The 13630-nt window shown below is 57.9% G+C and carries 13 protein-coding genes; 9 read left to right on the top strand and 4 right to left on the bottom strand.

The genetic code is table 11. From position 1 onward, the window contains the following. Positions 1–30 precede the first annotated feature (30 nt). The 3 genes from WG219_03835 (at position 31) to WG219_03825 (ending at position 2885) form a co-directional block, all read left to right on the top strand. On the top strand, positions 31–870 hold the full coding sequence (locus tag WG219_03835) for a M90 family metallopeptidase (protein ID WXL26619.1): 840 nt from the start codon (positions 31–33) through the stop codon (positions 868–870). Positions 871–948: 78 nt separating this feature from the next. Further along, entirely contained in the window at positions 949–1476 is a 528-nt protein-coding gene (ppa, locus tag WG219_03830; protein ID WXL26618.1) for an inorganic diphosphatase, read from the top strand. 203 nt (positions 1477–1679) lie between these two features. Next, positions 1680–2885, top strand: a complete 1206-nt coding sequence (locus WG219_03825) for an integrase arm-type DNA-binding domain-containing protein (protein ID WXL26617.1) — start codon at positions 1680–1682, stop codon at positions 2883–2885. Between the two features lie 182 nt (positions 2886–3067). Here the strand turns inward: WG219_03825 and WG219_03820 are convergent, their stop codons facing one another. From WG219_03820 to WG219_03805, 4 genes are read right to left on the bottom strand one after another with little or no spacing between them, the layout of a single operon-like run. After that, entirely contained in the window at positions 3068–3778 is a 711-nt protein-coding gene (locus tag WG219_03820) for an ABC transporter ATP-binding protein (GenBank protein WXL26616.1), read from the bottom strand. A 4-nt stretch (positions 3779–3782) separates the two neighbouring features. Then, on the bottom strand, positions 3783–4985 hold the full coding sequence (locus tag WG219_03815; GenBank protein ID WXL26615.1) for an ABC transporter permease: 1203 nt from the start codon (positions 4983–4985) through the stop codon (positions 3783–3785). After that, entirely contained in the window at positions 4982–6133 is a 1152-nt protein-coding gene (locus WG219_03810) for an efflux RND transporter periplasmic adaptor subunit (protein ID WXL26614.1), read from the bottom strand. Before WG219_03810 ends, WG219_03815 begins: the two co-directional genes overlap by 4 nt. Continuing rightward, positions 6130–6738, bottom strand: coding sequence for a TetR/AcrR family transcriptional regulator (locus WG219_03805; GenBank protein WXL26613.1), 609 nt, complete (start codon positions 6736–6738; stop codon positions 6130–6132). Before WG219_03805 ends, WG219_03810 begins: the two co-directional genes overlap by 4 nt. A gap of 588 nt (positions 6739–7326) precedes the next feature. Here WG219_03805 and WG219_03800 point away from each other — a divergent pair. The 6 genes from WG219_03800 to WG219_03775 all read left to right on the top strand — a co-directional run bounded on the left by WG219_03800 (position 7327) and on the right by WG219_03775 (position 13590). Next, positions 7327–8190 (top strand): MBL fold metallo-hydrolase, encoded by an 864-nt coding sequence (locus WG219_03800; protein ID WXL26612.1) that lies wholly within the window; start codon positions 7327–7329, stop codon positions 8188–8190. A gap of 10 nt (positions 8191–8200) precedes the next feature. Next, entirely contained in the window at positions 8201–9943 is a 1743-nt protein-coding gene (locus tag WG219_03795; GenBank protein ID WXL26611.1) for a bifunctional protein tyrosine phosphatase family protein/NAD(P)/FAD-dependent oxidoreductase, read from the top strand. Further along, a complete protein-coding gene (gene sulP, locus WG219_03790; protein ID WXL26610.1) occupies positions 9940–11706 on the top strand; it encodes a sulfate permease in 1767 nt (588 codons plus the stop codon). Before WG219_03795 ends, sulP begins: the two co-directional genes overlap by 4 nt. 10 nt (positions 11707–11716) lie before the next feature. Continuing rightward, positions 11717–12097, top strand: a complete 381-nt coding sequence (locus WG219_03785) for a rhodanese-like domain-containing protein (protein ID WXL26609.1) — start codon at positions 11717–11719, stop codon at positions 12095–12097. A 23-nt stretch (positions 12098–12120) separates the two neighbouring features. Further along, a complete protein-coding gene (locus tag WG219_03780; GenBank protein WXL26608.1) occupies positions 12121–12660 on the top strand; it encodes a sulfurtransferase in 540 nt (179 codons plus the stop codon). Positions 12661–12945: 285 nt separating this feature from the next. Beyond that, on the top strand, positions 12946–13590 hold the full coding sequence (locus WG219_03775) for a peroxiredoxin (GenBank protein ID WXL26607.1): 645 nt from the start codon (positions 12946–12948) through the stop codon (positions 13588–13590). Positions 13591–13630 lie beyond the last annotated feature (40 nt).

Below are 13630 nucleotides of genomic sequence, written 5' to 3'. Positions count from 1 at the left end.
TGACCGAACTTTAATCTGCCGAGTTGAGCCATGTGGTCCTATCGTGCTTGGCGTCGCCGACGCATTCTTGCCCGCAACCCCGTCAGCCCTGAGGTGTGGCAGTCGGTCAGCCGTCGCCTGCCCATACTGGATGGGCTTACGGCAGAAGAGCTGAAGCGCTTGCAGGAACGGGCTGTCGTGTTCCTCAACGAAAAGCACCTCACCGCCCTGCCCGGCGTAGTCCTGGACGAACAAGCCCGCCTATTGCTGGCCGTACAGGCACAACTGCCGCTGCTGCACTTGGCCGATTTGAACTGGTATCAAGGCTTCCACGAAATCGTTCTCTACCCCAATGACTTCATCAGCCCACAGCGCCATCGGGACGCTAACGGCATTGAGCACGAATGGGACGCCGAACACAGTGGTGAAGCCTGGTTACAAGGCCCAGTCATCATGGCCTGGCCAGGTGTGGAGGAAAGCGGCCAATGGGACGGCTACAACCTGGTGATCCACGAACTCGCCCACAAGCTCGACATGCTCAACGGCGATGCCAACGGCCTGCCCCCCCTGCATGGTTACATGCGCGTTAGCGAATGGGCTGAGGCCATGCAAAGCGCTTATGACCAGTTGAACGCACAGCTGGATGCCGACCCGGATGCCGAAACAGCGATTGATCCTTACGCCGCAGAAGACCCGGCGGAATTCTTTGCCGTCACCAGCGAATACTTCTTCAGCGCCCCCGACCAGTTACACGAGGCCTTTCCGCTCGTCTACAAACAACTGGCCCTGTTCTACCGCCAAGACCCACTGCAGCGCCTGAAACACCTGCAGAAAAGCAGCGCTGACTACCAAAACCCTACTTCCGACAGCTCAACCGCGACCAATGGCTAGTGATTCCGCCGTAGCATCAGCCTAAGAATGTGCCTATAATCCGCCCCACTTTTTTTGGCCCACACCGGAAGTCGCCCCATGAGCTACAGCAAGATCCCGGCTGGCAAAGACCTGCCGAACGACATCTACGTTGCAATCGAGATCCCGGCCAACCACGCCCCGATCAAATACGAAATCGACCACGACACCGATTGCCTGTTCGTAGACCGTTTCATGGCCACTCCGATGTTCTACCCGGCCAACTACGGTTTCATCCCACACACCCTGGCTGACGACGGCGACCCGCTGGACGTGCTGGTAGTAACCCCATACCCGGTTGCTCCAGGCTCCGTAATCCGCGCCCGTCCGGTTGGCGTACTGCTAATGAGCGACGAAGCTGGCGGCGACGCCAAGCTGGTTGCCGTACCGCACGACAAACTGACCGTGCTGTACAAGGACGTTCAGGAATACACCGACCTGCCACCGCTGCTGATCGAGCAGATCAAGCACTTCTTCGAGAACTACAAAGACCTCGAAAAAGGCAAGTGGGTAAAAGTTGAAGGCTGGGCAGGTGCTGACGAAGCCCGCAACCTGATTACTAAGGCAGTCGCCGCTTACCAAAAATAAGCAGAGACTCCCTCCTAAAAGCCGGCCACAAGCCGGCTTTTTTATTGCCCGAAGAAATCCAGCAAGATCCTACAGCACTAGCAAATACGGGACCTGCAGCTTAGCATCCGTCCTAAGACATCCAGTAACCATCCATAAAATCCGCAACCAAGGTGTGGGTCAGAGTGTGGGTTGAGGGGTGTGGGTTGGAGTAGGAGCGAGTAATGGGCAAGCTGACCAGCAAGACCGTAGAGTCGATAGCCAAGGCTGCAACGCCAGGAAAAACCAATGATGGCGATGGCCTGTACTTCCAGGTATCCAAGAGCGGCGGCACCAGCTGGATCTTCCGCTACAAGCTGGATGGCCGCAGCCGCGAAATGGGGCTAGGCCCCTTCCCTGCCATCACACTCGGCCAAGCACGGCAGTTGGCCGCCGACCAACGCAAGCTCCTCGCCTCCGGAAGCGACCCACTGGCAACCCGCGACGCGGCAAAGGAAGCCAAGCGCGAGGCCGAACGCCAAGCCGCAGCACGTCGCACGACGTTCGAAGATCTCGCTCGCGAATACCAACAGGCACATGGCGGCAGTTGGTCTGAGAAGTGGCGGAAAGGCTGGCTACGCAAGCTGGAGCTCTACGCCTTCCCGACTATGGGCAAGCTGTCGGCTGACATCATCAGCACCGAGCATGTGCTTGCTGCGTTGCAACCCATCTGGGTAACCAAAACCCGCACTGCTGATGAAGTCAGGGGCCAGATCGAGCAAATACTGGATGCAGCCAAGGCTCGGCGCTTACGCGAGGGGGACAATCCTGCCCGCTGGCGCGGACATTTGGACAACTTGCTGAGTAAGGCAGAGAAGAAGAAGGCCAGGCAGCGCCAGCACTTTCCAGCACTGCAATGGAAAGACACTCCGAAGCTTATAGCCTCCCTGGCCAACATCAATACACGTGACGCCATCGCAGCCAGGCTGCTGATTCTGACCGGCGCTCGTTACCACATGATCCAACATGCTCAATGGTCCGAGTTTGACCTCGAAGCGGGCATCTGGGCACTTCCGGCCGGGCGCATGAAGATGCGAAAACCTTTCGTCATCCCGCTATCCCCACAGATAGTCGAGATGCTGAAAAATATGAATAAGACGCATTCTAATTACATTTTTCCTGGACAAGGGAAACGCGGCGTCATGCATGGCAACGCATTACGCAATCTATTGCAAAAGCTGGGGTATGCAGACATCACGAGGCACGGCTTTCGATCCACCTTCCGGGATTGGGCAAACGAATGCACCAACTACCCGCGCGAGGTATGCGAGCTGGCGCTTGCCCATGACGAACGCGACCAGACGGAGGCGGCCTATTCGCGCTCCGATCTTCTGGAGAAGCGCAGGGCACTGATGGCGGAATGGGCAGAGTTCTGCACGAGAGAAAAATGACCATCCACAGTCAGCAACAAAGCAGCCGGTAGCAACAGTCAGAAACCGGCCAGAAGCGGACGTTCAAGCATAGACCGGGGATGTCTACCAGAGCGGGGTAGTCCAAGCAGTCATTCAATGCGTCTACAAAAGTAGGGTCGATTCAGTGGTTCATGAAATTCTCCTGTAATACAAACGCTCTCTCATTCGAACTCCCGCCCTTCACCAGCTTCCTCATGGGTCACTCCGTCGCGGATGTGGTAGATGCGTTTGAAAGTGGGGATGATTTTTTCGTCATGAGTGACGACGATGATGGCGGTCTCGAACTTCCGAGCCATGTCGTTGAGGATGCGAATCACCGCCATGGCACGCACGCTGTCGAGAGGTGCGGTGGGTTCATCCGCCAGGATCACCGGTGGGCGGTTAACCAATCCGCGCGCGATGGCAACCCGTTGCTGCTCGCCACCGGAGAGTTGCGATGGCATGGCGTGAACTCGGTGTTGCACATCAAGCGCCGTAAGCAATTCCAATGCCTTCGCTCGCGCCTCTGCATTCGCGACGCCTGCAAGCATCGGCAGCAGGGCCACGTTGTCGGTGACATCGAGAAACGGAATCAGGTACGGCGATTGGAAGACAAAACCAATTTTGTCGCGCCGCAAGGCGCGCAGATCACGAACTTGCCAACCGCCGTCGTATATCACTTCATTACCCAGCGTCATGCGGCCGTCGCTCGGATCGATCACCGCACCCAGGCATTTAAGCAGCGTGCTCTTGCCCGAGCCGGAAGGGCCGACCAATCCGACCACCTCACCTGGTGCAACCTGCATATTCACGTCCTTCAACGCGTAGACAGCCGTGTCACCTTTGCCAAAGCGTTTGCTTAGGCCTTCGATGCGGATTCCTTTTCCAATCATGGGGTCACCCTATCGCTTCGGCCGGATCGACCTTGAGTGCCATGCGAATGGCGACGATGCTGGCCAGCACGCAAATCACGAGCACGGCAAAAAAACCGGTCACGGAATCCATTGGCGTGAGCAGCACATATTTGGGGAACAGGGGGGCTGAGAAAGTGGCGGTGATCTTGCCGACCACGAAGCCAATCACCCCCAAGGCGAGCGCCTGCTGCATGATCATCGCGGCGATAGTTCGGTTGCGTGTGCCGATGAGCTTCAATACCGCGATCTCGCGGATTTTGTCCATCGTCAGCGAGTAGATGATGAAAGCGACGATGGCCGCGCTAACGATGGCCAGAATCACCAAGAACATGCCTATCTGTTTGGCCGACGTGGCGATCAACTTGCCGACGAGGATGTCTTCCATCTGTGCCCGTGTGTAGACCGTCAAACGCTTCCAGCGTCGGATGGATTCGGCAACCCTGTCCGGCGCATGACCAGGTTTTAGAGTGACCAGCACTGCATTGACGAACGCGTTGGTGCTCTGTGAAGCAATCACGGCATCCAGCAAACCAGGAACACCGGGTCTATTGAAGGCCGGGTTGGCTTCGGTGCGACGCCGGCTTTGCCAAATGGCGTCGTTATCCTTGAGGAACTGAGCCTCTTGGGCATCCTTGAGCGGAATGAATACCATCGGGTCGCCGCTGGAAGACACCATGCGCCGAGTCAGCCCAACGACGGTGTAATGATTACGGCGAATGGCAAGACGATCTCCCAGTTTGAAGCCGGTGGCGATGTCGGCCACTGCCTCGTAGTGACCGCGCGTGATCTGGCGTCCAGCGACGAGATAAGGAGGCCATCCAGGTGTAGCCCCCAACGCGCCGGGCGCGATGCCGACCACCATGGTGCGTACATCACTCTCGCCCTTGCGTACCTGCATGGTCAGGTAGGTCACGTTCGCTGCCTGGGCGACTCCCGGCATGGCGAGGATGGCGCGATACACGTCATCGTTGAGGCTGGACGACTCCGCATAAGGACCCAGAGTGTCCTTTTGCACCACCCAAAGGTCGGCGCCACTGTTGTCGAGCAGCGCCTTGCCGTCGTCCACCATGCCCCGGTACACCCCGGCCATGACCAGGGTGACGCCGATCAGCAGACCCAGACCGATGCCAGTGAAGACGAACTTTCCCCAGGCATGGAGAATGTCGCGGCCGGCCAGGCTGATCATCGTGACACTCCTGGGATATGGTCGACAACATGGATGCGGCTGCGCGTCGTCAGTGCCTTTTCGCTATAGATCACAACCTGGTCCCCATTCTTGAGCCCTTCGCGCACCTGCACGTAACCATTGAGGTCGGAAGTGCCGAGCTTGACCGGGGAGAAATGCAGATCATCATCCACGATTTGCCAGACACCAACTTTGTCGCCCTCACGCTGGACGGCAGCGTTGGGGATCAGTGGAGCGGCCGGGAGCGCCGGCAAGTCAACCGTGACTTCGGCCAATTCACCCACCGGTGGCAAAGGTTCTGGTTTGTTATCGAATGTCACCTTGGCAAGCGTTTCCTCGGTTACCGCGTCGGCCTTGGGTTCCACCCGCAACACGCGACCTTTCAAGGTCTGGCCACCACGCGAACGCAGCACGATACGAGCCGGCAGCCCCCCAGCCAGCCCCGATGCGCTGATCTGGTCGAAGCGCGCATTGATCCACAAACTCTTGGGGTCGATTACTTCCACCACGGCCTCGCCCGCGACGATGGTCGTGCCGGGATCGGCATCGCGCACGGCGACTACACCGTCGACCGGCGCGATCAGGCGCAGATTACTCCGCTGCGCGACGAGTCCTTCGAGGTCGGAGCGTGCCCGGGCAATATCTTCGCGAGCGGCGGATAGGGCGGCATCGGCGATCTGCAGTTCCTGCTGCTTGGTGGTGACGATTTCCTCGCTGATAAAGCGCACCGCTAACAATTGCTCGTAGCGGCGCGCTTGGGTTTGCGCGTAGGCTTGCCGGGCTTCTGCCTCGCGCAAAGCCGCTTCCGCACGCTTGAATGCCGACTCCTGTGAGCGCACCCGAGCATCGAGGTCGACCGGCTCCATCTCGCCGAGCACCTGTCCGGCCTTGACCTGGTCGCCTACATGCACCTCCAGGCGTTTGACGCGCCCGGCAAACGTCGGCCCGATCTTGTAGGTGTAGCGCGCCTCCACCGTGCCGATGCCGAACAGCGCCGGTGTGATAGCCCGTGATTCCACGCTTGACACCGTCACAGCGACCGGGGCGAGCGGCCCTGATCGCAGACCGACATAAATAAAAAGCACCAGCAAAGGAATGATGACGGCAAGTAGCGCCAGGGTGCGGCCTTGCAAGGGTAATTTTTTCATTGCGCATTCCTTATGCCACGTCGATAAATTGCAAAGACGCGCGGCGCATCGCGGTGCATACGGCCCACATCACCCGCCAACAGCGATTGCATGACCAAGCCCTGGATCGTGCCAATGAACAGCGTTGCCGCCGCCTCGTTGTCAAGCGAGGGAGACAACTCGCCGCTGGTCTTGCCTTTCTCGATGAGACGATGCAAACGTTCGCCGTAGCGCTGAATCAAGGTTTGCACCATGCGCTTGGCCGGTGTCGATTCGGCACGTTGAAGCTCACCAAACATCATTCTTGGCACACCTGGGTGCTCAGCAACGAATTCGATATGACTCATGAACATCGCCTCCATAGCTGCCAAGGGCGACTCGATTCCTTGTGCGGATCGATCGATTCTGGCTAATAGACGCTCTGCTACCCACTCCATGACCGCCTGCCAAATGGCTTCCTTGTTCGGGAAGTGCCGAAACAGCGCACCTTGGGTCAAGTTCATGTGTTTAGCGATAGCCGCAGTGGTTATCTCGCTTGGGTTTTGTGAACCGGCAAGCGCCACGACGGACTCGACAGTTACGGCACGACGCTCATCGGCCGGCAGATGCTTTGGATGGGTGTCCACGAGCACTCCTCGTAAGATAGTAACTGATTACTATCTTACCGCAAGAAGCAACTCACACAAGAACTAAGTCAAAACCTGACGTGCTCGTCAATATCTAGCATCTGCAATGGGCTTAACCCACACGCATCCACACCTCCCAGACGCGCACCACTGGCACAAACATTAGGCGTACATAGGGATTGGGTAGTTGCAACCTGCTAGTACCTAACGAAGTGGCTATTAGGGGCGGGGCAGAATCATCAGCGCGGTGGGTCACAATCACTGGAATGGGTGGGTCAGAACTTCCAGCGCGGCTGAGTCACAATCGCTGGAATTGGGTGTCAGCATCACTGGAATACACACCAAGGCTGACGGCTACAGGTAGCAATGATTTTCATGGCAAGTTCTCCACGTGCGGGAGAACAAGCATGGCTAGCCTAAGCAGTGGTCGCTAACCCACCAGAATCGACCATTAAAACTAGGTACGAAACTAGAGGCGACTCACAATACATATACCTCTTATTCTATTTAGATCTATGCATAGAACAGAATAAACATGTAGCCTAGATCTCAAATAAATACCCCTAGGGGTATATTGAGGAGACGGCCATGCAAGTCAATGTCGAAGCGTTTTTTGACCCCGCCACGTTCACCTACAGCTATGTAGTAATCGACCCCAGCAGCCAGCGCTGCGCCATTATTGACTCGGTGTTGGATTATGACCCGGCCTCCGGGCGCACTTCCTTCGCCAGCGCTGATCGGATGATCGCGTTCGTTAAAGAGCATGACTTAAAGGTGGATTGGCTGCTAGAAACCCATGTGCATGCAGACCACCTCTCGGCTGCGCCCTACCTGCAACGCGAACTGGGCGGCCAGTTGGCGATTGGTGAAAACATCACCGTAGTGCAAGACACATTCGGCAAGTTGTTCAACGCCGGCACCGAGTTCGCCACCGATGGTCGCCAGTTCGACCACCTGTTTAAAGATGGCGATACCTTTCAAATAGGCAACATCGCTGCCCAAGCCATGCACACCCCGGGGCACACGCCGGCCTGTATGACCTACCTGATCGGCGATGCCGGCTTTGTGGGTGATACGCTGTTTATGCCGGATTACGGTACGGCGCGGTGCGACTTCCCCGGTGGCGATGCGCGCACCTTGTTCCAATCAATTCGCAAGCTGTTCACCTTGCCGGGTAGCACTCGTCTGTTTATGTGCCACGACTACAAGGCACCGGGGCGCGATGATTTCCGCAACCAAACGACCGTTGCCGAAGAGCGCGCGCACAACGTGCATGTGCATGAGGGCATTGATGAAGCCAGCTTTGTCGCCATGCGTAGCAGCCGTGATGCGACGCTGAGCATGCCCACGCTGATTCTCCCGGCGGTGCAAATAAACATGCGCGCGGGGCAACTGCCACCCGCCGAAGACAATGGCACTCGCTACTTGAAAATCCCCCTCGACGTGCTCTGAGGTGCTGACCATGGATGCACTAAAACACCTCAGCCCGTTTATCGCCGTCGCTGGGCAGTTGCAACCAGCAGACATGGGCACACTCGCCGCGGCAGGGTTTCGCAGCGTGATAAATAACCGCCCCGACGGCGAAGGTGAAGACCAACCCAGCTCAGCCGAAATTCAAACGGCAGCGCTGGCGAGTGGCCTTGAATACTTCTTCCTGCCAGTGACGGCGGGGCAGATCAGCGATGAACAGGTGGCGGCTTTTACTGAGCTGCTCGGCCACGTGCGCGGCCCGGTGCTGGCGTTCTGTCGCACCGGCACACGCTCCACAACGCTGTGGGCATTGAGTGAAGCGCGCCACTTAGACCCGCACGCGCTGCTTAAAACGGCGCAGAACAACGGCTATGACCTCAGCGGCCTGGCGCCGCGCTTAGAGCAGCGTTGGCAGAATGCCCCCCTCGCCACAGCGCAACGCAGCACGCCGCCTACCCAGCGCTATGACGTGGTGGTGGTTGGCGGTGGCGCCGCCGGTTGCGCGGTGACGGCCAGCCTGCTACGGCGAGACCCGCACTTGCGAATCGCCGTAGTCGATCCAAGTGAACATCACTACTACCAACCTGGCTGGACGCTAGTTGGCGCTGGTATTTTTGACCGAGCCCACACCGAACGGCCGATGGCCCGTTGCATTCCCCGAGGTGCGCAATGGATTTGCGCCGCAGTGGCCGGCTTTGAGCCCGAGCAGCAATGTGCGGTGCTTGAAGACGGCAACCGGATTGGCTACCGCGCCCTGATCGTCTGCCCCGGTTTAAGCCTGCACTGGGATGCCGTCGAAGGCCTCAAAGAGACGCTGGGGCAGAACGGCGTCACCTCCAATTATCAATTTGAGCTGGCGCCCTACACCTGGCAACTGGTGCAAAATTTACGCAAAGGCAACGCGCTGTTTACCCAGCCTCCAATGCCGATCAAGTGCGCCGGTGCGCCGCAGAAGGCGCTATACCTGTCGTGTGACTGGTGGCAAAAACAAGGGGTACTGCCTGACATTGACGTCGAGTTTTGCACCGCTGGTGCGGTGTTATTCGGCGTGCCGACCTTCGTTCCGCCGCTGATGAAATACATCGAGCGCTACAACGCCCAGCTTCACTTCAACACCACCCTAACGGCAGTGGACGGCCCGGCGCGCAAAGCATGGTTTAACCAGGTGGATACGGCAGGCAACAGCCAAACCATCGAAAAATCCTTTGACATACTGCACGCCGTGCCGTCCCAACGCGCGCCTGAGTTTATTCGCCAAAGCTCTTTGGTTAATGCCGAGGGCTGGGTTGAGGCAGACGCAGAAACCCTGCGCCATCCGCGCTTCGGCAATATCTTCAGCTTGGGTGACGTTTGTGCATCACCCAACGCCAAAACCGCTGCCGCGGTGCGCAAGCAAGCGCCGGTGGTCGCGGAAAACGTGATCTCTGTTCTCGCCGGAAAAGGGCCACGCGCGCTGTACGACGGTTACGGCTCATGCCCGCTGACGGTTGAGCGTGGCAAAGTGCTACTGGCGGAGTTTGGCTACGGCGGCAAACTGCTGCCTACCTTCCCGTTAGACCCCGCCATACCGCGCCGCTTGGCTTGGGAGCTGAAAGTTAAGCTGATGCCCAGCATCTACTTCGACATGATGCTACACGGCCGTGAATGGCTGGCCGCACCCAAACGTTTGCAGCATGAACCCGCTGCCGTTCAAGCAGCAGCGGCCTGTGATTTTGGAAAGGATCAGGCCAAATGAAACTGAGCCACTGGCTGCCCTGCCTCGAGTGGGGGCGCTGTTATGACCGCAGCAGCGCGGCCCAAGACGGCCTGGCCGCACTGATCGTAACGCTGATGCTGATCCCGCAGAGCCTGGCCTACGCCATGCTCGCCGGTTTGCCGCCGGTGACGGGCCTGTATGCGAGCATTTTGCCGCTGTTGGCTTATGCCGTTTTTGGCTCCAGCCGCACCTTGGCCGTAGGCCCAGTGGCGGTGGTGTCGCTGATGACTGCCGCAGCGCTCGCGCCACTGTTCCCTGCGGGCAGCGAAGCCTATATCGGCGCGGCGATGCTGCTGGCGCTTTTGTCTGGGTTGCTGCTCAGCAGCATGGCGATGTTGCGGCTGGGCTTTTTAGCGAATTTCCTCAGTCACCCTGTCGTGTCTGGTTTTATCAGTGCCTCCGGCATTCTTATCGCTGTGGGTCAGCTTAAGCACCTGCTGGGCATCAGCGCCTCGGGTGAGAGCCTGCGGCAGGTAATCCCGCAGCTGTGGTTAGGGCTGCCGAGTGCGCACTGGCAAACCGTGCTGATCGGTGTGTTCAGCCTGGTATGGCTGTGGTGGGCGCGGGCGCGCCTAAAACCTGTTCTGCAACGGATGGGGCTGTCTGTGCAAATGGCCGGCAACTTAGCCAAGGCCGGGCCGGTGATGGCGATTATTGCCGCCATTACCGCGGTGTCACTGCTGCAACTGGAGCACGCTGGGGTGAAAGTGGTCGGGGTCATCCCACAGGGCTTACCAGGGCTTATGTTGCCCACACTGGATATCGCTTTAGCCATGCAACTGCTGCCCGCAGCGCTGTTGATCAGCTTGGTAGGTTTTGTTGAGTCGGTGTCGGTAGGCCAAACGCTCGCAGCAAAACGGCGCCAACGTATCGAGCCCGACAATGAGTTGCTCGGCTTGGGGACAGCCAATCTGAGTGCAGCCTTTAGTGGTGGCTTTCCTGTTACCGGTGGTTTTTCTCGTTCGGTGGTCAACTATGACGCCGGCGCGCAAACTCCCATGGCCGGAGTGTTCACCGCCGCCGGTATCGGCCTCAGCGTCATGCTGCTGACCCCGCTGCTGCATAACCTGCCGCAAGCCGTATTGGCCGCGACGATTATTGTCGCGGTGCTGAGTTTGGTTGACCTTGGTTCGCTGAGCCGCACCTGGCGATATTCGCGCCCTGACGGCGTCGCGCAGTTGGCGACGATTATCGGTGTGCTGTTGATCGGTGTTGAGGCTGGCATCCTGATCGGCGTGGGGCTCTCACTGTTGCTGTTTCTTTGGCGCACCAGCCAGCCGCACATGGCGGTTGTCGGCCAAGTACCGGGCAGCGAGCATTTTCGCAATATCGAGCGTTTTGCGGTTATTGAGTCGCCCAACGTGCTGTCGCTGCGGGTCGATGAAAGCCTGTACTTCCCCAACGCCCGCTACCTCGAGGATCGGATTGGCGAACTGATAGCCAATCGACCTCAAGTTCGCCATTTGGTGCTGATGTGTTCGGGCGTCAACCTGATTGATGCCAGCGCCCTTGATTCGCTGGAAGCCGTTGTTGAACGCCTAAAAACCGCCAACATTCAGCTGCACCTGTCCGAAGTTAAAGGCCCGGTGATGGATCAGCTGCGCCGCTCAAGCTTTCTCCAGCACTTTGGTGGCCAGGTGTTTATCAGCCAGTTCGAGGCCCTAAAAGCTTTAGCGCCGCAGCTTACCCAGCAGACCTTACTGCCGAGCAATCTGCGCGCCGACACCCAACCCCATGCATAAGGACATTCTGATGAAAACTGCCCATGACTTGGTAGCCGCCGCTAAAAAGCGCATCCATGAAATTGACCTGCAGGAGGCTGACGCTGCTATCAAGGCGGCTGATGTAGTGATCGATGTGCGCGAAGCCGATGAATTTCACGCCGGGCACATCCCCGGTGCCATCAACATCCCCCGCGGCTTGCTGGAATTCAAACTGAGCAATGAACCTGAGCTGGCGCAACGCGACCAGAAGCTGGTGCTCTATTGCAAAAACAGCGGCCGCGCGGCGTTAGCCGCGTGCTCATTAAAAGAGATGGGCTACCTGCACGTGCTGTCAATTCAAGGTGGCTTTGAGGCGTGGAGCGCTGCCGATAAGGCTATCGACACACCGCACCTTCCTGCATTCGATTAAGGCCATTGGCCAAAGGAGCACTCATGCAACGCCTACTGACTGCTATTTGCCTCAGCCTGCTGACCTTCGCCGCCCACGCGGTGGATCTTTCCGCCAATGCACAAGAGGTGCACAAGCGCCTGCAGCAAGACGTAACGCAACTGCTGTTTATCGATGTGCGTGACCCAGTCGAGATCATGTTTGTCGGCTTTACCGATGACGTGCACACCAACATCCCCTATCTGCTGGTTGACCGCAGCGCGTGGGATGAAACACGCGGCACTTACTCAATCGCACAGAACCCCAATTTTATTGCCGAGGTAAAAGCGGCGTTGGCCAAGCACGGCCTAACTGCCCAAAGTGAAATTATTACCATGTGCCGTTCCGGCAGTGAGCGCGGTAAGCCAAGTGCAGATTTTCTTCGCGCTAACGGCTTCCCCAATGCCCGCTACGTGGTTGATGGCTTCCAAGGCTCGGCGCTCAAAGAGGGCCCGCAAGCCGGCATGCGCCTGCAAAGCGGCTGGCAAAACGTCGGGCTGCCATGGAGCGCAAAAATGAACCCCTCCAAGATGTATCGCCCTTAACCGCTTGCCAGCCCAGGGTTAGTCACCTCTGGCTTAGCGGCTCATGTACCCGGCCATACACCGAGTTTTAACGCCGTATTGCTTGTGCCTATGCCATCGATAGAAACGCTTCGGTTTAATCACTAGAAGAATTTGCTACGCTAGCCCAATATACCCCCAGGGGTATATTGGGTGACTGCAGGAGGACTATGTTGATGACCACTGACGTCGCTACCTTTTTCATCCGGCCACATCGCCCAAATACGACCGCTGCACCTAATCGTATTCATCAAAAGGAAATGCACCATGGAAAATAGCCCGCAGATGAGCTTCCCTCGCCTCAACGAGCCAGCACCTCCGTTCACCGCTCGCACCACGTCTGGTGATCGTTCGCTGGAAGACTACCGTGGCAAGTGGTTAATTCTGTTCTCCCACCCGGCAGACTTCACGCCGGTGTGCACCACTGAATTTATTGGCTTTGCTAAAGCTGCGCCAACGTTCGCTGAAATGAATTGCGAGCTTCTGGGTCTGTCCATCGACAGCCTGTTTTCGCACTTGGCCTGGATGCGCAACATCAAAGAGAAGTTCGACGTCGAAATCCCCTTCCCGATCATTGAAGATATCTCCATGAAGGTGGCCAGTGCCTACGGCATGGTTCACCCGGGCGCGGCGGATACCCAAGCGGTACGGGCGACCTTTTTTATCGACCCAAACGGTATTCTGCGCGCGATGGTGTACTACCCAATGAGCAACGGCCGCAGCATTGATGAGTTCGTGCGTCTGCTACAAGCCATGCAAACAGCCGACGACAACAGCGTGGCAACTCCGGAAAACTGGCGTCCGGGCCAGCCGGTTATCGTACCGCCGCCAAAAACTGCAGAAGCTGCCGAGAAACGCGCCGCTGAAGGCTACGAAACAGTGGATTGGTACTTCTCCACTAAAACGCTGTAACGCTTAGCAAAAGGGCTTTACTGCCCGTCAAACCGCTGCA

It is taken from the genome of Pseudomonas mendocina (assembly GCA_037482215.1).
GTDB lineage: Bacteria > Pseudomonadota > Gammaproteobacteria > Pseudomonadales > Pseudomonadaceae > Aquipseudomonas > Aquipseudomonas mendocina_E.
Note: the sequence above shows the minus strand (reverse complement) of the source record. Positions and strands in the feature narration are given on the sequence as shown.